This window comes from Pseudomonas sp. AA-38, from assembly GCF_029457475.1.
Lineage (GTDB): Bacteria > Pseudomonadota > Gammaproteobacteria > Pseudomonadales > Pseudomonadaceae > Aquipseudomonas.
The window spans coordinates 437,311-458,133 of the sequence record NZ_CP120359.1 but is presented as its reverse complement, the minus strand read 5'-3'; the positions used below and the strand labels follow the sequence as shown (position 1 = coordinate 458,133).

Genomic DNA, 20,823 nt, shown 5'->3' with positions numbered 1-20,823 from the left:
GCCAACCATGATCAAACCCCGCCTGATAGCCGCTGCAGAGATAGACCGCCTGGAAACCTGGGCCAAATACACGGCCGACATGTGCCATAGCTGCATGTCCAGTTGCTGTACCCTGCCGGTGGAGGTACGCCTGAACGACCTGATCCGCCTGGAGCTGGTGGACGAATTCGAGCGTAGCGAGCCGCCGAAAAACATCGCCAAGCGCCTGCAGAAGGATGGCGTGGTCGAGCGCTTCAACCAGAAGTCGGGCATCTTCACCCTGACGCGCATGTCCAACAACGACTGCCTGTTCCTCGACCGCAAGACGCGCCTGTGCACCGTCTACGAGAAGCGCCCGGACACCTGCCGTCATCACCCCAAGGTTGGCCCACGGCCAGGGTATTGCGCATACAAGCCAAAATAATGCTCAGCGGCGCAAGCCGATAACCCGCCCCACACAGGTGGGTTGCGCCAACGCCTGATGCTCGCGGGCCAATCGCGCCACGCTGCCAGCCACCTGCTCGTCGAAGAGCGCCGCACGGCCCAAGGCGCTGTCGATGTTCATCAGCATCTGCTCGCTTTCCGCCAGGCTGGCGTCTTCGCCAGGTCGGTACAGCGCATGGTGGATATGCAGGCGTTTGGCGTCATGCGCCAGCAATTGGGTACGCACCTCGACCAGCTCGCTCGCCTTCACTTCCGCCAGGAAGTTGAGGTGGCACTCCAGGGTGTACAGGGTATGCCCGGTGCGGGCGCGACCGGCCTCGTCCAGGCCCAGCGCATCCATCAGCGCATCGGTGGCATGGCTGAAGATCAGCAGGTAGAAGGCATCGCGCAGATGGCCGTTGTAGTCGACCCAGTCGATGGAGATGGTGGTTTGGTAGCTGGTCAGCGGCTTGGCTGGCATACAGGCGACTCCTGAAATGCCCCTCTCCCCCAGCCCCTCTCCCGCAAGCGGGAGAGGGGGGCGGTTCGGAGCCGTTGGATATCTCCGCGTAGGGTGCGCTGTGCGCACCGGGAGTGGCTCGGTTACTCGGCGAAGGCGAAACCATGCCTGGCCTTGGTCTGGCGGATCGCCTCCAGCACCGCCAGCAGGCAGTCGTCACGGTAGCGCTCCAGGGCATACAGGCTGCGCTCGCCCTGCTGCTCGGCCGTGCCTTCGACCACCGCGTCGATCAGTCCTTCGGTCAGCTCCGGTGCCTCTAGGTATGTCCAGGGCAGCTTCAGCGCGGGGCCGAACTGGGCCATGAAGTGGCGCATGCCGGCCGGGCCGCCGGCCAGGGTGTAGGTCAGGAAGCTGCCCATGAACGACCAGCGCAGGCCAGCGCCAAAGCGGATCGCATCGTCGATCTCACCGGTGGTGGCCACGCCGTCGTTGACCAGGTGCAGCGCCTCACGCCATAGCGCTTCGAGCAGGCGGTCGGCGATGAAACCCGGCACCTCCTTACGCACGTGCAGCGGGCGCATGCCCAGGCCCTCGTAGACCTGCATGGCCGCCTGCACCGCCTCGGGCGAAGTCTTCGCCCCGCCCACCACCTCCACCAGCGGCAACAGGTACACCGGGTTGAACGGATGGCCGACCACGCAGCGCTCGGGATGCGTGGCATCTGCGTAGAACTCGCTGGGCAGCAGGCCCGAGGTGCTGGAGCCGATCAGCACGTCCGGGCGTGCGGCGGCGCTGATCTTGGCGTGCAGCTCGCACTTGAGGTCGAGTCGCTCGGGGGCGCTCTCCTGAATGAAGTCGGCATCACGCACGCAGTCTTCGATGCTGCTGACGAAGCGCAGGCGCTCAAGCGAGGCGCCGGGCGCCAGCCCCTGTTCTTGCAGCGCCGGCCAGGCATTGGCCAGGCGCGTGCGCAGCGCCTGCTCGGCGCCGGGGGCCGGGTCCCAGGCGATGACGTCGAGGCCATGGGCCAGGGCGCGGGCGATCCAGCCGGCGCCGATCACGCCGGTGCCGAGGGCGGCGAAGGTCTTGATATCGGTAACGAAGCTCATCTCGGGTTCCTTGCTGACTATGGCCCGGAGGCAATCCGGGAGAATTTCACCTGCCAATCCCCGGATTTCATCCGGGCTACGGGAATGGGCCCTCTCCCATAAAGGGAAGAGAAAATCGCTAGCGACGCTTGAGCTTCATCTTTTCCCGCCCCTCGGCCGGGGTCAGGGCGCGGCCGCCGAGGCGTTCGATGATCTCGATGGCGCGCTCGACCAACTGGCCGTTGCTGGCGTGCACGCCGCGATCCAGCCAGATGTTGTCCTCCAGCCCCACCCGCACATGGCCGCCGAGCAGCATGGCCTGGGCCACCATGGGCATCTGCATGCGGCCGATGCCGAAGCCGGCCCAGGTAATGCTCGGCGGCAGGTTATCGGCCATGGCCTTCATGCTGGTGGTGTCGGCCGGCGCGCCCCAGGGAATGCCCAGGCATAGCTGGATCAGCGGGTCGTCCAGCAGGCCTTCCTTGATCATCTGTTTGGCGAACCACAGGTGGCCGGTGTCGAAAATCTCCAGCTCGGCCTTCACCCCCAGCTCGGTGATACGCCTGGCACCGGCACGCAGTTGTGCGGGAGTGGAGACGTAGATGAAGTCGCCATCGCCGAAATTCAGCGTGCCGCAATCCAGGGTGCAGATTTCCGGCAGCAGCTCCTCGACATGCGCCAGGCGGGTGAGCGGCCCGACCAGGTCGGTGCCGGCGCCGAATTCCAGCGGCTGCTCGCCGCGGCCGATTTCCAGATCGCCACCCATGCCGGCGGTGAGGTTGATGATCACGTCGGTGTCGCTCTCGCGGATGCGCTCGACCACTTCGCGATACAGCGCCACGTCGCGGCTCGGCTTGCCGGTGTGCGGGTCACGCACGTGACAGTGAGCGACGGTGGCGCCGGCCCTGGCGGCCTCGATGGCAGCAGCGGCGATTTCCTTGGGGGTGACCGGAATCGCCGGATGCTTGCCAACGGTGTCGCCGGCGCCGGTCACCGCGCAGGTGACGATCACTTCGTAATTCATCTTCGACTTTCCTTTCCAGGGGCGAACGGGGGCCGACGGCGTGGCCGCAGACCTTGAATCGGGGGAATCGGCGCCGGCTCGCCCGGCGCCCCGCTGTCAGTTGCCGGCGAGCAGCGCCGCGTTGGCCGGCTTGCCGTCGAAGGTGGTGACGCCATCGAGCCAGGCCTCGACCACCTGCGGGTTGGCCTTGATCCAGTCACGCGCCACCTGCGCGGGTGCCTTGCGCTCCATGATCGGCTGCATCAGCACGGCTTCCTGCTCGCTGGTGAAGCGCAGGCCGGTGAGCAGGCGGTTGGCGTTGGGGCAGCGCTGGGCATAGTCCGGCGCGGTGACGGTGGACACGGTGGCGGCACCATCGTTGGGGCCGAACACGTCCTCGGTGCCGGTCAGGTAGGTAATGGGCATCGACAGGTTCATCGGGTGCGGCTTCCAACCGAAGAACACCACCGGCTTCTGATTGCGCACGGCACGGCCGACGGCGGCGAGCATGCCGGCTTCGCTGGACTCGACCAGCTTGAAGCCGCCAAGGCCGAACTGGTTGCTGTCGATCATCTTCTGGATCGCCGTATTGGCGCCGGAGCCGGCCTCGATGCCGTAGATCTTGCCGCCCAGTTCGTCCTTGAACCTGGCAATGTCGGCCAGGGTCTTCAGGCCCTTGTCGGCGGTGTAGCTGGGCACCGCGAGCACCGCCACGGCATCGCTCAGCGACGGCTCGGCGGCGACCTTGACCGCACCGGCATCGAGGAAGGGCTTGATGTTGTCATCCATGATCGGCTTCCAGTAGCCGAGGAAGGCATCGAGCTGACCCTTCTGGATACCGGCGAAGATGATCTGCTGCGAGGCCTGAGTCTGCTTGGTTTCATAGCCCAGGCCCTGCAGCAGTTCGCTGGCGACGGCGGTGGTGGCGACCACGTCGGTCCAGCCGACGGCGCCGATGCGGACGGTCTTGCAACTGGCGTCATCGGCCAGCAGGGAGGTACTGAACAGGCTCAGGGTGCAGCACGCGACCAGCGCGGAAAGACCTTTCATCTGGGTGCTCCTCATCGTGTCACAGCGGTTTTATTTCGTTCTTCTAGAGGCTCTGAGAGCCCCCACCGTGCTCGGGATTGCTGACTCCCGATGAAAGTAACTTACGCTTGGTTTCGGCGCCTGATTCGCACTTGGACGACCATTCGTTGACCTATGCCGACTTTCTGCTTGTATGAAAGCCATGTCTCGGTATGCGTAGCCCCCCCTGCAACGGTGACGTATTTGTATGCCTCAGACCTTCTGCTTTCTGCTACTGTCCGGTTTCTCGATGATGGGCCTGATGTCGGCCATCGAGCCGCTGCGCGTGGCCAACCGTTTTCGCGGTGAACTGTACCGCTGGCGCCTGCTCAGCCAGGACGGCAAGGCCGTGCAGGCCAGCAACGGCATGTCGCTCAACGTCGACGACAAACTGCAACTGCCGGATGACACCTATACGCTGTTCGTGGTGGCCGGTTTCGAGCCGCTGGCGCACTACGACCACCACCTGGCGCACTGGCTGCAGCGGCGCGAGGCCGAGCTGGCCGTGCTCGGCGGTATCGATACCGGCAGCTTCGTGCTGGCCGAGGCCGGGCTGTTCCAGCACCAGCGCCTGACCCTGCACTGGGAGGCCATCGACGCCTTTCGCGAGCGCTACCCGGCGCTGCTGGTCACCCAGGAGCTGTTCGAGATCGACGGCAAGCGCATCACCAGCGCTGGCGGCACCAGCAGCCTGGATCTGATGCTGGGGCTGATCGGCCAGGCGCACGGCGAATCACTGGCGGTGCAGGTATCCGAGCAGTTCGTGGTCGGCCGCATCCGCACGCGTCTGGATCACCAACGCATGCAGGTGGCCAGCCGCTACGACCTGCACAACAAGAAGCTGGTACGGGTGATCGGCGAGATGGAGCGCGAGTGCGAGCAACCGCTGTCCAGTGAGGCCCTGGCCAACAAGGTCGGCATCAGCCTGCGCCAACTGGAGCGGCTGTTCCGTCATCATCTGCACACCACACCATCGGCCTTCTACCTCGGCCTGCGCCTGGACAAGGCGCGCCAGTTACTACGGCAGAGCGATCTGAGCGTGCTGGAGGTGAGCCTGGCCTGCGGCTTCGAGTCGTCGAGTTACTTCTCACGCTGCTACAAGGCGCATTTCGACGTGACGCCGAGCGAGGACAGGCACGAACGCCTACCCCACGGCTGAAAGAAGCGTGCCCGGAACCGGGCACGCACTGGTATCAGGCCGAGCGGCCCATCTCGGTGAGTGCCGACTGCACCAGAGGGTGCAGGTTCTCCCCCCGGCGCTCCAGTTGCCAGGCCATCAGCTCGATGCGCATCGCTGGCGTCCAGAAGCTCTGAATGTGCTGCTGAACGCCCTTGACCGCCTGTTCCTGGTCCGGCTCGGTGGCGAAGAACTGGGCGATCTGGTTGGCCATCTTGACCAGGTTTTCCGCACTCATCGACGCACCTCGGCTTTCTCTCGTTTACGGCGCTCGCTGAGCAGACGCTGCTGCTCGTCGCTGAAGGCCTGGTAGCGTTTCTGCCATTCCGACGGCTGGTACACGCGCGTTACTTCCACCGCCGTGACCTTGTATTCGGGGCAGTTGGTCGCCCAGTCGGAGTTGTCGGTGGTGATCACGTTGGCACCGGACTCGGGGAAGTGGAAGGTGGTGTACACCACCCCCGGCGCCACCCGCTCGCTGACCTTGGCGCGCAGCACGGTCTGCCCGGAGCGGCTGCCCACGCCGACCCAGTCGCCGTCGGCGATACCGCGGCTTTCGGCGTCGCTCGGGTGGATCTCCAGGCGATCCTCCTCGTGCCAGGCGACGTTATCGGTACGTCGTGTCTGCGCGCCGACGTTGTACTGGCTGAGGATGCGGCCGGTGGTGAGCAGCAGCGGGAAGCGGCTGTTGACCTTCTCCTCGGTCGGCACGTAGCCGGTGAGCATGAAGCGCCCCTTGCCACGCACGAACTCTTCGATGTGCATGGTCGGCGTGCCGTCCGGCGCCTCGTCGTTGCACGGCCACTGCAGGCTGCCGTGGCGATCCAGCTTGTCGTAGCTGACGCGGGTGAAGGTGGGCGTCAGGCTGGCGATCTCGTCCATGATCTGCGACGGGTGCTGGTAATCCATCTTGTAGCCCAGCGCTTCGGCCAGGGCGATGGTGGCTTCCCAGTCGGACTTGCCGGCCAGCGGCTCCATCACCTTGCGCACGCGTGAGATGCGCCGTTCGGCGTTGGTGAAGGTACCGTCCTTCTCGAGGAAGGAGCTGCCCGGCAGGAACACGTGGGCGAACTTGGCGGTTTCGTTGAGGAAGATGTCCTGCACCACCACGCATTCCATCGCCGACAGCGCAGCGGTGACGTGCTGGGTGTTGGGGTCGCTCTGGGCGATGTCCTCGCCCTGGCAGTACAGCGCCTTGAAGGTGCCGCCGAGCGCCGCCTCGAACATGTTGGGGATGCGCAGGCCCGGATCGGGCTGCAGGGTCACGCCCCAGGCCTGCTCGAACTGGGCACGTACCTCGTTGTTGGACACGTGACGGTAGCCCGGCAGCTCGTGCGGGAAGGAGCCCATGTCGCAGGAGCCCTGCACGTTGTTCTGCCCGCGCAGCGGGTTGACGCCCACACCTTCGCGGCCGATGTTGCCGGTGGCCATGGCCAGGTTGGCGATACCCATGACCGTGGTACTGCCCTGGCTGTGCTCGGTGACGCCCAGGCCGTAGTAGATGGCCGCGTTGCCACCGGTGGCGTAGAGGCGTGCTGCCTCGCGGATCAGTTGCGGGTCGACGCCGCAGATCGGCCCGAGCACTTCCGGCGAGTTCTCCGCCTGGCTGACGAAGGTGCTCCAGCGGGCGAAATCCGCCGCCTCGCAGCGCTCGTCGACGAACGGCTGGTTGACCAGACCCTCGGTGACGATGACATGGGCCAGGGCATTGAGCATGGCCACGTTGGTGCCCGGACGCAGTGCCAGGTGGTAGTCGGCACGGGCGTGCGGCGAATCCACCAGGTCGATGCGGCGCGGGTCGATGACGATCAGCCGCGCCCCCTGGCGCAGGCGGCGCTTGAGCTGGGAGCCGAATACCGGGTGGGCGTCGGTGGGGTTGGCACCCATCACCAGGATCACGTCGGCCTGCATCACCGAGTCGAAGCTCTGGGTTCCGGCGGACTCACCCAGGGTCTGCTTGAGGCCGTAGCCGGTCGGCGAGTGGCAGACGCGGGCGCAGGTGTCGACGTTGTTGTTGCCGAAGCCGGCACGCACCAGTTTCTGCACCAGGTAGACCTCTTCGTTGGTGCAACGGCTGGAGGTGATACCGCCGATGGAATCGCGCCCGTATTTGAGCTGGATGCGACGGAACTCGCTGGCGGCGTAGGTCACCGCCTCGTCCCAGCTAACTTCCTGCCAGGGGTCGTGGATGCTCTTGCGGATCATCGGCTTGGTGATGCGATCCGGGTGGGTGGCATAGCCCCAAGCGAAGCGGCCCTTGACGCAGGAGTGGCCATGGTTGGCCTGGCCGTTCTTGTCCGGCACCATGCGCACCAGTTCGTTGCCCTTCATCTCGGCACGGAACGAGCAGCCGACGCCACAGTAGGCGCAGGTGGTGATCACGCTGCGCTCGGGCTGGCCCTTCTCGACCACGCTCTTTTCCATCAGCGTGGCGGTCGGGCAGGCCTGCACGCAGGCGCCGCAGGACACGCACTCGGAGCTGAGGAAGTCGTCGCCGCCGGCAGCCGCCACGCGCGACTCGAAGCCACGGCCCTCGATGGTCAGGGCGAAGGTGCCCTGGGTTTCCTCACAGGCGCGCACGCAGCGGTTGCAGACGATGCACTTGCTCGGGTCGTAGTCGAAGTAGGGGTTGGAGGTGTCCTTGGCTTCGCTCAGGTGGTTGGCGCCGTCGTAACCGTAACGCACCTCACGCAGACCGACCTGGCCGGCGACGGTCTGCAGTTCGCAGTTGCCGTTGGCCGAGCAGGTCAGGCAGTCCAGCGGGTGGTCGGAAATGTACAGTTCCATCACGTTGCGGCGCAGGGTCGCCAGCTTGGAGGTCTGGGTACGTACCACCATGCCTTCGCTGACCGGCGTGGTGCAGGAGGCCGGGTAGCCGCGCATGCCGTCGATCTCCACCAGGCACATGCGGCAGGAGCCGAAGGCTTCCAGGCTGTCGGTGGCGCAGAGTTTGGGAATGGTGGTGCCGAGCATGGCGGCAGCGCGCATCACCGAGGTGCCGGCCGGCACGCTGATGCTGCGCCCGTCGATGCTCAGGCTGACCTGCACCTCGCTTTCGCGAGCGGGGGTGCCGAAGTCGGTGTCAGTGGCGGGGTCGAAATAGCTGATCATTGTTCTGCCTCCGAGGTCTTGAGCCCGAAGTCGCCAGGGAAGTGCTTGAGCGCACTGCTGACAGGGAAGGCGGTCATGCCGCCGAGTGCGCACAGCGAGCCATGGGTCAAGGTATCGCAGAGATCCTTGAGGATGATCACCTGCTCGTCGCGCGCAGCGTCGTCGCTGGCTGCCAGCAGGCGGTCGACCACCTCGACGCCACGGGTCGAGCCGATGCGGCAGGGTGTGCATTTGCCACAGGATTCCTCGGCGCAGAACTCCAAGGCGAAGCGCGCCATCTGTGCCATGTCCAGGCTGTCATCGGCCAGCACCACACCGCCGTGACCGAGCATCGCGCCCATGGCGGCGAAGGCTTCGTAGTCCAGTGGTGTGTCGAACTGCGAGGGGGGTACCCAGGCGCCCAGCGGGCCACCGACCTGCGCCGCCTTGATCGGCCGGCCGCTGGCGGTGCCGCCACCGTACTCTTCCACCAGCTCGCGCAGGGTCAGGCCGAAAGCCCGCTCCACCAGCCCCCCCTGGCGGATGTTGCCGGCCAGCTGGAAGGGCATGGTGCCCAGCGAGCGGCCCATGCCGAAGTCGCGGTAGAAGGCGGCGCCACGCGCCAGGATCACCGGCACCGAGGCCAGGGTGAGCACGTTGTGCACCAGCGTCGGCTGGCCGAACAGGCCTTGCAGCGCCGGCAGCGGCGGCTTGGCGCGCACCGTGCCGCGCTTGCCTTCCAGCGATTCCAGCAGCGAGGTTTCCTCACCGCAGATATAGGCGCCGGCGCCGACCCGCACTTCCATATCGAAGGCACGGCCGCTGCCGGCCACGTTGGTGCCGAGCCAGCCGGCCGCGCGGGCGACCTCGATGGCTTCGCGCAGCGCCTGCACGGCCTGCGGGTATTCGGAACGCACGTAGACGTAACCCATGGTGGCTTCGACCGCCAGGCCGGCGATCGCCATGCCCTCGATCAGCACGAAGGGGTCGCCTTCCATCAGCATGCGGTCGGCGAAGGTGCCGGAGTCGCCTTCGTCGGCGTTGCACACCACGTATTTCTGCGCGGCCTGGGCGCCGCGCACGGTGCGCCACTTGATGCCAGCCGGGAAGGCAGCGCCGCCACGGCCACGCAGGCCGGACTCCAGCACTTCGGCGACGATGGCGTCACCCTCCATGCCGATGGCGCGGGTCAGCCCCTCGAAGCCGCCAGTGGCGCGGTAATCCTCCAGCGCGGTGGGGCGGGTGATGCCGGCGCGGGCGAAGATCAGGCGCTGCTGGCTCTTGATGAAGGGCAGTTCCTCCACCAGGCCGACGGCGCTCGGATGCTGATTGCCACCACTTTGCAGCGCATCGAGCAGGCTACCGGCCTGGTCGGCGCTCAGCGGGCCGAAACCGAGACGGCCTTCGCCGCTGTCGACTTCCAGCAGGGGCTCCAGCCAGTACATGCCGCGCGAGCTGGTGCGTTGGATCTCGACTGCCAGTTGCCGACGTTCGGCCTCGTCACGCAGGGCGTCGGCCAGTTGATCGGCACCCACGGCGCGGGCGATGGAGTCGCAAGGTACATAGAGCTTCAGCATGGCGTTTTCTCCAGGCAGCCCTCGACCAGTTGCTGCAGGCGCTCGGGGGTTACCCGAGCGTGCAGTTGACCGTCCAGTTCCAGGGCCGGCGAGCAGGCGCAGGCGCCCAGGCAATAGACCGGGCGCAGGCTGATCTGGCCGTCCTCGCTGGTGCCGTGGTCATCCAGCCCGAGGTGCTCGCGCACCTGTGCGGCCAGTTGCTTGGCACCGCGACTCTGGCACGACTCGGCCAGACACAGGCGCAGGATGTGCTTGGCCGGCTCACTGGTGCGGAAGTCATGGTAGAAGCTGATCACCCCACGCACTTCGGCCTGGGTCAGGTTGAGGGCATGGGCGATTTCGGCGATGGCGACATCGGGTACGTAGCCGATGCCTTCCTGGATGGCATGCAGGACGGGCAGCAGGGCACCGGGGGTGTCCTTGTGTTCGTCCAGCACGCCTCGAATCAAAGGCAGGTGAAGCGTCTCATCAGGCATTACAGCGTTCCTCGGTCACAGGCCATGCGTGGCGTCATCGCAGCCTGGAGGTTTCGGCTGTGGCGATCCGGCTTGCCACGGCAGCAGCGCGATCACCAACTAGAAAGGCCAAAGCCGGGCGTCTGCGCGCACGTACCTGGGCATTAGCGGAGCTTGCCATTCCCGCGCCAGAGAAATTGCACTCCAGCGACGCCATGCATACTGAAACCGACGCCGCAGACGAACAGCTCCCCCTTCATTCTTTATAGACCCTTGCGCTTCGACTCACCGCCTGGGCGCCCCGCTTCGCCCAAATGACAGGCAGCCTGCGTACCCTGAGCGGGCACGAAAGCGACGTACCGAAGCCCACATGTCCATCCGCGACCGGCTTGACGTTTTCGGCAATCCCCCAGTCGTTTTTGCGCGATAGCGGCCAAATCCCCAGGGATATGCTCCCCCAAAGCGCCGACAGCCGATTCGGCGCAGCAGAACCCAAGGGGACAGCCTGATGAGCCCAGCCGAATTGCACGCCGACAGCATCGTCATCGACGGTCTGATCATCGCCAAGTGGAACCGCGAACTCTTCGAGGACATGCGCAAAGGCGGCCTGACCGCCGCCAACTGCACCGTGTCCGTGTGGGAGGGTTTCCAGGCCACCGTCAACAGCATTGCTGCCAGCAGCAAGCTGATCCGCGAGAACAGCGACCTGGTGATGCCGGTACGTACCACCGCCGACATCCGCAAGGCCAAGGAGCTGGGCAAGACCGGCATCATCTATGGCTTTCAGAACGCCCACGCGTTCGAGGACCAGATAGGCTACGTCGAGGTGTTCAAGCAGCTCGGCGTGGGCATTGTGCAGATGTGCTACAACACCCAGAACCTGATCGGCACCGGCTGCTACGAGCGTGACGGAGGCCTGTCCGGCTTCGGCCGCGAGATCGTCGCCGAGATGAACCGCGTCGGCATCATGTGCGACCTGTCGCATGTCGGCTCGAAGACTTCCGAGGAAGTGATTCTCGAATCGAAGAAGCCGGTGACCTACTCCCACTGCCTGCCTTCCGGCCTGAAAGAGCACCCGCGCAACAAGTCCGACGAGGAGCTGAAGTTCATCGCCGACCACGGCGGCTTCGTCGGCGTGACCATGTTCGCCCCCTTCCTGGCCAAGGGCATCGACTCGACCATCGACGACTACGCCGAAGCCATCGAGTACGTGATGAACATCGTCGGTGAAGACGCCATCGGTATCGGTACCGACTTCACCCAGGGTCACGGCAAGGAATTCTTCGAGTACCTGACCCACGACAAGGGCTACGCCCGTCGCCTGACCAACTTCGGCAAGATCATCAACCCGCTGGGTATCCGTACCGTAGGCGAGTTCCCCAACCTCACCGAGACCCTGCTCAAACGCGGCCATTCCGAGCGCGTGGTGCGCAAGATCATGGGCGAGAACTGGGTGCGCGTACTGGCTGACGTCTGGGGCGAGTAAGCCTTTTTAACAGCCCCTCTCCCCCGGCCCCTCTCCCATAAATGGGAGAGGGGAGCAAAGCGGCCGGCATGCATTTGAAGTCATGCATGCACGGACAGCCCCCTCTCCCGCTTGCGGGAGAGGGTTGGGGAGAGGGCAAAAAAACCAACGAATTCTGGAGTTTGCACACATGGCCACCCACGCCCCCGAAATGCCCATCCTGGTAGACGACGAAACCGGCGTATGGACCACCGACGCCCTGCCGATGCTCTACGTGCCACGGCATTTCTTCGTCAACAACCATATCGGCATCGAGGAAGTGCTCGGCGCCGAGAAATACGCCGAGATTCTCTACAAGGCTGGCTACAAGTCCGCCTGGCACTGGTGTGAGAAGGAAGCCGAGTGCCATGGCCTGTCCGGCGTGGCGGTGTTCGAGCACTACATGAAGCGTCTGTCGCAGCGCGGCTGGGGTCTGTTCAAGATCCAGTCCATCGACCTCGACGCCGGCACCTGCGAAGTGCGCCTGGATCACTCGGCCTTCGTCTACGTCTACGGCAAGTGCGGGCGTCCGGTCGACTACATGTTCACCGGCTGGTTCGCCGGCGCCATGGATCAGATTCTGCAGGCCCAGGGCAGCAGCATCCGTACCGTGGCCGAGCAGGTCTACGGTGCCTCGCAGGAAGGCCACGACCATGGCCTGTTCCGCGTCAAACCGCTGTAAACAATAAAAGGTATTCGCGAGGGCTTCAGCCGCGACCCAATCGCCACTGAAGCCCCTCTCGACAAAAGGCCCCAGGCCGCTTTTCCGTGAGGGTGCCGCAATGGCTTTCGAAGCAATGTTCCAGCCGATCCAGATCGGCAAACTGACCATCCGCAACCGCGTGCTCTCCACTGCGCACGCCGAGGTCTACGCCACCGACGGCGGCATGACCACCGAGCGCTACGTCAAGTATTACGAAGAGAAGGCCAAGGGCGGCATCGGCCTGGCCATCTGCGGCGGTTCGTCCGTGGTCGCCATCGACAGCCCGCAGGAATGGTGGAGTTCGGTCAACCTGTCCACCGACCGCATCATCCCGCACTTCCAGAATCTCGCTGACGCCATGCACAAGCACGGCGCCAAGATCATGATCCAGATTACCCACATGGGCCGCCGCTCGCGCTGGGACGGTTTCAACTGGCCGACCCTGATGTCGCCGTCGGGCATCCGCGAACCGGTGCACCGCGCCACCTGCAAGACCATCGAGGTGGAGGAAATCTGGCGCATCATCGGCAACTATGCCCAGGCCGCGCGCCGGGCCAAGGAAGGCGGTCTGGACGGCGTCGAGCTGTCCGCCGTGCACCAGCACCTGATCGACCAGTTCTGGTCACCGCGCGTGAACAAGCGTACCGACGAATGGGGCGGCACCTTCGAGGGCCGCATGAAGTTCGGCCTGGAAGTGCTCAAGGCCGTGCGCAAGGAAGTCGGCGACGACTTCTGCGTGGGCATGCGCATCACCGGTGACGAGTTCCACCCGGACGGCCTGTCCCACGAGGACATGAAGCAGATCGCCGCCTACTACGACGCCACCGGCATGCTCGACTTCATCGGTGTGGTGGGTTCGGGCTGCGACACCCACAACACCCTGGCCAACGTCATCCCCAACATGAGCTTCCCGCCGGAGCCCTTCCTGCACCTGGCGGCCGGCATCAAGGAAGTGGTCAAGGTACCGGTGCTGCACGCGCAGAACATCAAGGACCCGAACCAGGCCACCCGTATCCTCGAAGGCGGCTACGTGGACATGGTCGGCATGACCCGTGCCCACATGGCCGACCCGCACCTGATCGCCAAGATCAAGATGGGCCAGATCGACCAGATCAAGCAGTGCGTCGGCGCCAACTACTGCATCGACCGCCAGTACCAGGGCTTGGACGTGCTGTGCATCCAGAACGCCGCCACTAGCCGTGAATACATGGGCGTGCCGCACATCATCGAGAAAACCACCGGCGTCAAGCGCAAGGTGGTGATCGTCGGCGGTGGCCCTGCAGGTATGGAAGCGGCTCGCGTCGCCGCCGAACGTGGCCACGACGTGACCCTGTTCGAGAAGCAGGAGCAACTGGGCGGGCAGATCACCCTGGCCTCCAAGGCGCCGCAACGTGATCAGATCGCCGGTATCACCCGCTGGTACCAGCTAGAGCTGGCGCGCCTGGGCGTCGACCTGCGCCTGGGCACCGCGGCCGATGAAGCCACCATCCTCGACCTCAAGCCCGGCATCGTGGTGCTGGCCAACGGGGGTCACTCCTTCATCGAGCAGAACGAGCACTGGGGCGCCGCCGAAGGTCTGGTGGTGAGCAGTTGGGACGTGCTGGCCGGCAAGGTGGCACCGGGCAAGAACGTGCTGGTGTACGACACCATCTGCGAATTCACCGGCATGTCGGTCGCCGACTTCCTCGCCGACAAGGGTTCTCAGGTGGAGATCGTCACCGACGACATCAAGCCGGGCGTGGCCATGGGCGGTACCACCTTCCCCACCTACTACCGCAGCCTGTACCCGAAAGAAGTGATCATGACCGGCGACCTGATGCTGGAGAAGGTCTACCGCGAAGGCGACAAGCTGGTCGCCGTGCTGGAGAACGAATACACCGGGGCCAAGGAAGAACGGGTGGTCGACCAGGTGGTGGTGGAGAACGGCGTGCGTCCTGACGAATCGCTGTACTACGCACTCAAGGACGGTTCGCGCAACAAGGGTCAGATCGACGTCGAGGCGCTGTTCGCGATCAAGCCGCAGCCCTGCCTCTCCGAGTCGGGCGACGGCTACCTGCTGTTCCGCATCGGTGACTGCGTGGCCCAGCGCAACACCCACGCGGCGATCTACGACGCCTTGCGCCTGTGCAAGGACTTTTAAGCAGCCGTAAGCCGCAAGCTGCAAGCTGCAAGCAGAGGCGCCCGTCGCTTTCAGCTTGAGGCTTGCAGCTTGAAGCTTGTAGCTGCCCCTCGGGGGCTCTCATGCTAAACACCATTCTGCCAATCCTGCTCTTCGCCGCCCTGGCCCTTGCGGTCATTGGCGCGGCCAAGCGCTTCTTCATGTGGCGTCGCGGTCGTCCTGCCAAGGTCGACTGGATAGGCGGCCTGCTGAAGATGCCGCGCCGCTATCTGGTGGATCTGCACCATGTGGTCGAGCGCGACAAGTACATGTCCAAGACCCACGTGGCCACCGCCGGCGGTTTCGTCCTGGCGGCCGTGCTGGCCATCGTCGTGCACGGTTTCGGCCTGCATAACCGCATCCTCGGTTTCGCCTTGCTGGCGGCCACCGTGCTGATGTTCGTCGGCGCCCTGTTCGTCGCCAAGCGTCGCCTCGACCCGCCATCGCGCCTGTCGAAAGGCCCGTGGATGCGCCTGCCCAAGAGCCTGCTGATGTTCGCCGCCAGCTTCTTCATTGCCACGCTACCGGTGGCCGGGATTCTGCCGGTCGGTTTCGGTGGCTGGGTGCTCGCGGCGATTCTCGCCGTTGGTGTGGCCTGGGGTGTGTCCGAGCTGTTCTTCGGCATGACCTGGGGCGGGCCGATGAAGCACGCCTTCGCCGGCGCCCTGCACCTGGCCTGGCACCGCCGCGCCGAACGCTTCGGCGGTGGCCGCTCGACTGGCCTGAAAGCGCTGGACCTGGATGACCCGAAAGCCCCGCTGGGCGTGGAAAAACCCACCGACTTCACCTGGAACCAGTTGCTCGGCTTCGACGCCTGCGTGCAGTGCGGCAAGTGCGAGGCCATGTGCCCCGCCTTCGCCGCCGGCCAGCCGCTGAACCCGAAGAAGCTGATCCAGGACATGGTCATCGGCCTGGCCGGTGGCAATGACGCCAAGTTCGCCGGCAGCCCCTACCCGGGCAAACCGCTGGGCGAACACAGCGGCGGCCCGCATCAGCCGATCGTCGACCTGAACGGCAAGGCCCTGGTGGATGCCGAGACCCTGTGGTCGTGCACCACCTGCCGCGCCTGCGTCGAGGAGTGCCCGATGATGATCGAGCACGTCGATGCCATCGTCGATATGCGCCGTCACCTCACCCTGGAAAAGGGCGCCACCCCGAACAAGGGTGCCGAGGTGCTGGACAACCTGATCGCCACCGACAACCCGGGCGGCTTCAACCCCGGCGGTCGCCTGAACTGGGCCGCCGACCTGAACCTGCCGTTGCTGGCCGACAAGGGCGAAACCGATGTGCTGTTCTGGGTCGGCGACGGCGCCTTCGACATGCGCAACCAGCGCACTCTGCGTGCCTTCGTGAAGATCCTCAAGGCTGCTGACGTCGACTTCGCCGTACTCGGCCTAGAAGAGCGCGACAGCGGCGACGTGGCTCGCCGTCTGGGTGACGAAGCGACCTTCCAGCACCTGGCCAAGCGCAATATCGCCACCCTGGCCAAGTACCGCTTCAAGCGCATCGTCAGCTGCGACCCGCACAGCTTCCATGTGCTGAAGAACGAGTACGGCGCCCTCGGCGGCCACTATCAGGTGCTGCACCACAGCACCTTCATCGACGAGCTGGTGCGCAAGGGTTCGCTGAATCTCGGCCAGAGCAAGGCCGCCAGCGTGACCTATCACGACCCCTGCTACCTCGGCCGTTACAACGGCGAGTACGAGGCGCCCCGCGCCGTGCTCAAGGCCATCGGCATCGAGGTCAAGGAGATGGAACGTTCGGGCTTCCGTTCGCGCTGCTGTGGCGGCGGTGGCGGCGCACCGATCACCGACATCCCCGGCAAGCAGCGGATTCCCGACATGCGCATGGTGGACATCAAGGAAACCGGCGCCGAGGTGGTGGCCGTAGGCTGCCCGCAGTGCACCGCGATGCTCGAAGGCGTGGTCGCACCGCGCCCGGAAATCAAGGACATCGCCGAGCTGGTGGCCGAGGTGCTGATCGAAGCCACCGAGGTGCCAGCCAAGCGCCCGGCCACCAAGCGCGAACTGGCGGAGGTGCAGTGATGAAACGACGCTCCCAGTCCATTCAGGAGGCCCAGGCATGAGCGATATCATCCGCCGCGACCCTCGTGCCGAGTGGATCGCCCGCAACCGTCTGCACCCGCTGCACGCGGCCATGCAGAGCCAGAACCAGACCAGCTGGATGGGGCCCAACGGCATCATCCGCAAGAACCCACACGCCATCGCCGCCGGCTTCGTCGGCCCGGCCGGGCTCAAGCGCATCGACCGCAGTGGCGCCCAGCAAGGCACCGGCGGCAAGCGCAGCAGTGCCAGCACCGAGGTGCAATTGCCGCTGCACGTGGTCGAGCAACCAGCCTTCCACGTCTGCGTGGTGCCGGACATGGTTGGCGGACGCCTGTCCAGCCATGACAAGGATCTGCTCGGCCTGGCCCGCAACCTGGCCGGCGCCAGCGGTGCCGTGGTGGCCGTGGTGTTCGGCGAGGACAAGGAAAGCGCCTTCGACACGGCAGGCGTCGACCGCCTGCTACGTATCAGCGGCGAAGCCTTCGACGGCTACGCCCCGGAAACCCGCGTGCTGGCCTTGAGCGCCGTGGAAAGCCAACTGGCACCGCGCCACTGGCTGCTGCCCGACAGCCGCACCGGTGGCGGCGAACTGGGCCGGCGCCTGGCCGCCAAGCTTGGCGAACGCCCGGCCACGCGCGTCTGGCAGGTGGCCGGCGAGCAGGCCATCGGCCGTGCCGGCAGTGGCCAGCAGGACATCCAGCGTGCCCTGCCGCGGCTGATTCTCGCCGCAGTCGAGTGCGCCGAGCCGGTCAGCGAGACACGTCACGAAGTACGGCCACTGGAATTGGAGGCGAAAGTCGCCCACAGCCTGCCGCGCATCGAGGATCTCGGCCCGGTGGCCGTGGATCCGGCCCAGATTCCCATGGCCGAGGCCGAGTTCATCCTCTCCGGCGGCAACGGTGTGAAGGACTGGAACCTGTTCCACCAGGCCGCCGTCGCCCTCGGCGCCACCGAAGGCGCCTCGCGCGTGGCGGTGGACGATGGCTTCATGCCGCGTGATCGCCAGGTTGGCGCCACCGGCACCTGGGTCACCGCCCGCGTCTACCTGGCCGTCGGCATTTCCGGCGCCATCCAGCACCTGCAAGGCATCGGTGCCTGCGACAAGGTGGTGGCGGTGAACATGGATCCCGGCTGCGACATGATCAAACGCGCCGACCTCTCGGTGATCGGCGACTCGGCGGCCATCCTCCAGGCCCTGATGGAACGCGTCGCCGCCTGGCGCCAGGAGGGCAAGCGTGATGCGGCCTAATCCTCATGCATACGGTTCGAGGTTGCCAACATGACTGACCTGAATATCGTCGCCCTGGTTTCGGTCGGCGCCCACCCGACCTCGGGCCGTCCGCGTCGTGCCGAGCAGGACGCCCGCGCGGTGGAGCTAGGCCTGCGCCTTGCCGGCCAGAATCTGCAGTTGCTGCATGCCGGCGATCCGCAGGCCGAAGCCCTGCGTGGCTACCTGGGCATGGGCCTGGATCAGCTCGACGTACTGGAACAACCCGAAGGGGCCGACGCCCTGCCACTGCTGGTGGACTACCTGCAGGGCAGTCGCACCCAGTTGGCGCTCACCGGCAGCCAGGCGGAAACCGGCGAAGGCTCCGGCATGTTGCCGTTCCTCCTGGCCGAACGCCTGGGCTGGCCCATGGTGGTCGGCCTGGCCGAGGTGGAAAAGGTGGAAAACGGCGTGGCCCAGGTGCTGCAAGCCCTGCCACGTGGTCAGCGGCGCCGCCTCAAGGTACGCCTGCCGTGCGTCGCCAGTGTCGACAACGCCGCCCCTGTCGCCCGCCAGAGCGCCTTCGGCCCGGCCCGCCGCGGCCAGATCGAAGCGCACGAGGTAACCGTGGTGGACGACCCGCTGCTGGCCGAGGCCAGCCTGCAACCGGCCAAACCACGGCCCAAGCGCCTCAAGGTGATCAAGGCCAAGACCGGCGCTGAGCGTATGAAAGCCGCCACGGCCAAGGCCAGTGGCGGCGGCGGCAAGGTGCTCAAGGACGTCTCGCCGCAGGAAGGCGCGGAGGCCATCTTCAAGTTGCTGGTCGAAGAAGGCGTGCTGCGCTAACAGATGCCAGGAAGACATCCAGTCCTGACAGGCTGGAACAGGGGTTCGCTCGAAGCCAAGGCTTCGAGCCGACCACCGAGCGAACGAAACGCGTAATATCCTGGATACCCTGTCGACTCGCCTGGGTTTTCAAACGCTTGCCTTGTCATAAGGAGCCACGACCATGATGCATGCCGACCTGATCGACCAGGAAGACTTCCGCGAGCGCCTGGTGGCGCTGGGCCTTAGCATTCCTCCGGGCACCTCGCCGGAGCAGGCCTGCGAACTCGCCGTCAGCGGCCTCAGCGCCGAACGCGCCATGGCCCTGCGCCAGTTGGTGGAAGAACTGCTCGGCGGCAGCGCCACCTTGCTGCCCAACGTGCGCGAGGCCATCAGCCGTCATCTGCTGCCAGCGCTGGTGCCCAAGCCTGCCTGAGCGATAGTGTTCTCGGTCTGGTGCGCATGGCGCACCCTACGAGCCTGAGCAGAGCCGGTGACTCCGATCTCGTTACCCCGGATTGTATCCGGGCTACAAGCTGGGTTTCACCTCAAAAGCAAACGGGGCGCCACTGGCGCCCCGTTTTCATTGCGGCTCGACTCAGATCCGCACACTGGCAAAGGTCGACTCGCCCTGGGCACGGCTGAGCGCCAGCACGGCGCTGGAGTTGACCTGATGCTCGGGAATCGGCAGCAGCATCACCAGATTGTTGCCCTGCTGCCCGGCACGCTCGTCGCGTGGCGGAATGCCGAAGTATTCGCGGTAGCACTTGGAGAAGTGCGGCGTGGAGACGAAGCCACACACCGAAGCCACTTCGATGATCGACATGCTGGTCTGCTTGAGCAGTTGGCGCGCACGGATCAAGCGCAGCTTGAGGTAGTAGCGCGACGGCGAGCAGTGCAGGTACTTCTGGAACAAGCGCTCGAGCTGGCGCCGGGAGATGTCGACGAAGCAGGCCAGCTCGTCGAGGTCGATCGGCTCTTCGAGGTTGGCCTCCATCAGCGCGACGATCTCCTGCAGCTTCGGCTGGTTGCTGCCAAGCATGTGCTTGAGCGGCACGCGTTGGTGATCCTGCTCGTTGCGGATGCGCTCGTAGATGAACATCTCGGAGATGCCGGCGGCCAGTTCGCGGCCATGCTGCTGGCCGATCAGATGCAGCATCATGTCCATCGGCGCAGTGCCGCCGGACGAGGTGTTGCGATTGCGGTCGATGGAGAACAGACGGGTGGTGATGGCCGCACGCGGGAAGGCTTCCTGCATCGAGGCCAGACACTCCCAGTGCACGCTGCAGTCGTAACCGTCGAGCAGACCGGCCTTGGCCAGTGCCCAGCTACCGGTGCACACTGCGCCCAGTTGACGGCCTTGACGCGCCTGCAACTGCAGCCAGCTGACATGCTCACGCTTGACCGCATGCTGGATGTCCACGCCGCCACAGACGATCACCGCATCCAGCGCCGGCGCGTTGCTCATGGCGGCATCCGGAGTGATCTGCAGACCGTCGCTGGCCACCACCGGCTGGCCATCGTGGGTGAGGGTATGCCAGCGATACAGCTCCTTGCCGGAAAGCTGGTTGGCCATGCGCAGGGGTTCTACCGCCGAGGCGAGCGAGATCAGAGTGAAATTGTCCAGCAGCAGAAAGCCGACGGATTGCACACGGTTTTGGGGCTGCGCCCCTTGGCTGAACTGCGACATCGGTGTAGCCCTCACGCTAAGCACGGTATCGACCCGCCAGGGGCGGGTCGTTGTTTTGTTATGGCGCTGATTCTAGACCAGCTAGTCATGACTAACAGGCAAAGCTCGTGCCTAAATTGATCATGCCTTCAATAAAAAATCAGAGTCGCGCCACTCGGGCTTTCCAAGGCGTCGAAAAGACGCCTGCCACGGACATGCAATGGCCCATTTCAGAGAGCCTTGTGCATTTCGGTAGCACTGCCAAAGGTATCCCCTGCATGGGCACTCAGGGGCAGTAACGGATGAGCGGTAACAGATGGTGTTACACACTGCGCGCAGGCGCATTCGTCACGCACCAAAAACTGGCGGCA

Annotated in this window: 18 protein-coding genes; 9 read left to right on the top strand and 9 right to left on the bottom strand. The window is 65.3% G+C overall.

Annotation, left to right across the window (positions count from 1 at the left end):
- Positions 1 to 7 precede the first annotated feature (7 nt).
- Entirely contained in the window at positions 8 to 403 is a 396-nt protein-coding gene (locus tag PVE35_RS02075) for a YkgJ family cysteine cluster protein (RefSeq protein ID WP_013713689.1), read from the top strand.
- A gap of 3 nt (positions 404 to 406) precedes the next feature.
- On the opposite strand, the gene PVE35_RS02070 is transcribed toward PVE35_RS02075, so the two are convergent.
- The 4 genes from PVE35_RS02070 to choX all read right to left on the bottom strand — a co-directional run bounded on the left by PVE35_RS02070 (position 407) and on the right by choX (position 4,003).
- Positions 407 to 883: a thioesterase family protein gene (locus tag PVE35_RS02070; RefSeq protein WP_277373615.1), complete on the bottom strand. Its 477-nt coding sequence runs from the start codon at positions 881 to 883 to the stop codon at positions 407 to 409.
- A gap of 122 nt (positions 884 to 1,005) precedes the next feature.
- Positions 1,006 to 1,971, bottom strand: coding sequence for an L-carnitine dehydrogenase (locus PVE35_RS02065; RefSeq protein WP_268180863.1), 966 nt, complete (start codon positions 1,969 to 1,971; stop codon positions 1,006 to 1,008).
- Positions 1,972 to 2,089: 118 nt separating this feature from the next.
- The gene (locus PVE35_RS02060; protein WP_277373614.1) at positions 2,090 to 2,974 is read right to left on the bottom strand and encodes a 3-keto-5-aminohexanoate cleavage protein; all 885 of its coding nucleotides are present in this window, start codon (positions 2,972 to 2,974) and stop codon (positions 2,090 to 2,092) included.
- A gap of 96 nt (positions 2,975 to 3,070) precedes the next feature.
- Complete coding sequence (gene choX, locus PVE35_RS02055; protein WP_277373613.1) at positions 3,071 to 4,003, bottom strand: choline ABC transporter substrate-binding protein; 933 nt, start codon at positions 4,001 to 4,003, stop codon at positions 3,071 to 3,073.
- 226 nt (positions 4,004 to 4,229) lie between these two features.
- Here choX and PVE35_RS02050 point away from each other — a divergent pair, with 226 nt between their 5' ends.
- Positions 4,230 to 5,180: a GlxA family transcriptional regulator gene (locus PVE35_RS02050; protein WP_277373612.1), complete on the top strand. Its 951-nt coding sequence runs from the start codon at positions 4,230 to 4,232 to the stop codon at positions 5,178 to 5,180.
- Positions 5,181 to 5,214: 34 nt separating this feature from the next.
- On the opposite strand, the gene PVE35_RS02045 is transcribed toward PVE35_RS02050, so the two are convergent.
- The 4 genes from PVE35_RS02045 to PVE35_RS02030 are packed head-to-tail and all read right to left on the bottom strand — an operon-like array spanning position 5,215 to position 10,341.
- A complete protein-coding gene (locus tag PVE35_RS02045; RefSeq protein WP_268180859.1) occupies positions 5,215 to 5,436 on the bottom strand; it encodes a formate dehydrogenase subunit delta in 222 nt (73 codons plus the stop codon).
- A complete protein-coding gene (gene fdhF / locus PVE35_RS02040; protein ID WP_277373611.1) occupies positions 5,433 to 8,309 on the bottom strand; it encodes a formate dehydrogenase subunit alpha in 2,877 nt (958 codons plus the stop codon). The genes PVE35_RS02045 and fdhF overlap by 4 nt, the downstream gene beginning before the upstream one ends.
- On the bottom strand, positions 8,306 to 9,865 hold the full coding sequence (locus tag PVE35_RS02035) for a formate dehydrogenase beta subunit (RefSeq protein WP_277373610.1): 1,560 nt from the start codon (positions 9,863 to 9,865) through the stop codon (positions 8,306 to 8,308). Before PVE35_RS02035 ends, fdhF begins: the two co-directional genes overlap by 4 nt.
- Positions 9,859 to 10,341 (bottom strand): formate dehydrogenase subunit gamma, encoded by a 483-nt coding sequence (locus PVE35_RS02030; RefSeq protein WP_268180856.1) that lies wholly within the window; start codon positions 10,339 to 10,341, stop codon positions 9,859 to 9,861. Before PVE35_RS02030 ends, PVE35_RS02035 begins: the two co-directional genes overlap by 7 nt.
- A 487-nt stretch (positions 10,342 to 10,828) precedes the next feature.
- On the opposite strand from PVE35_RS02030, the gene PVE35_RS02025 reads away from it, so the two are divergent.
- From PVE35_RS02025 to PVE35_RS01995, 7 genes are all read left to right on the top strand, one after another.
- On the top strand, positions 10,829 to 11,806 hold the full coding sequence (locus tag PVE35_RS02025; protein ID WP_013713683.1) for a dipeptidase: 978 nt from the start codon (positions 10,829 to 10,831) through the stop codon (positions 11,804 to 11,806).
- 169 nt (positions 11,807 to 11,975) lie between these two features.
- Complete coding sequence (locus PVE35_RS02020) at positions 11,976 to 12,506, top strand: 4-vinyl reductase (RefSeq protein ID WP_268180855.1); 531 nt, start codon at positions 11,976 to 11,978, stop codon at positions 12,504 to 12,506.
- Between the two features lie 100 nt (positions 12,507 to 12,606).
- Positions 12,607 to 14,667: a dimethylglycine demethylation protein DgcA gene (dgcA, locus tag PVE35_RS02015; RefSeq protein WP_268180854.1), complete on the top strand. Its 2,061-nt coding sequence runs from the start codon at positions 12,607 to 12,609 to the stop codon at positions 14,665 to 14,667.
- A 101-nt stretch (positions 14,668 to 14,768) separates the two neighbouring features.
- Positions 14,769 to 16,730: a dimethylglycine demethylation protein DgcB gene (gene dgcB / locus PVE35_RS02010; protein ID WP_277373609.1), complete on the top strand. Its 1,962-nt coding sequence runs from the start codon at positions 14,769 to 14,771 to the stop codon at positions 16,728 to 16,730.
- 37 nt (positions 16,731 to 16,767) lie between these two features.
- Positions 16,768 to 18,000 (top strand): electron transfer flavoprotein subunit alpha/FixB family protein, encoded by a 1,233-nt coding sequence (locus tag PVE35_RS02005; RefSeq protein ID WP_277373608.1) that lies wholly within the window; start codon positions 16,768 to 16,770, stop codon positions 17,998 to 18,000.
- A gap of 30 nt (positions 18,001 to 18,030) precedes the next feature.
- A complete protein-coding gene (locus PVE35_RS02000; protein WP_277373607.1) occupies positions 18,031 to 18,804 on the top strand; it encodes an electron transfer flavoprotein subunit beta in 774 nt (257 codons plus the stop codon).
- 163 nt (positions 18,805 to 18,967) lie between these two features.
- The gene (locus tag PVE35_RS01995; RefSeq protein ID WP_268180850.1) at positions 18,968 to 19,219 is read left to right on the top strand and encodes a hypothetical protein; all 252 of its coding nucleotides are present in this window, start codon (positions 18,968 to 18,970) and stop codon (positions 19,217 to 19,219) included.
- Between the two features lie 162 nt (positions 19,220 to 19,381).
- Here the strand turns inward: PVE35_RS01995 and PVE35_RS01990 are convergent, their stop codons facing one another.
- Positions 19,382 to 20,473 carry a GlxA family transcriptional regulator gene (locus PVE35_RS01990; protein ID WP_268180848.1) on the bottom strand — a complete coding sequence of 364 codons (1,092 nt, stop codon included), beginning with the start codon at positions 20,471 to 20,473 and terminating at the stop codon, positions 19,382 to 19,384.
- Positions 20,474 to 20,823: the final 350 nt, after the last annotated feature.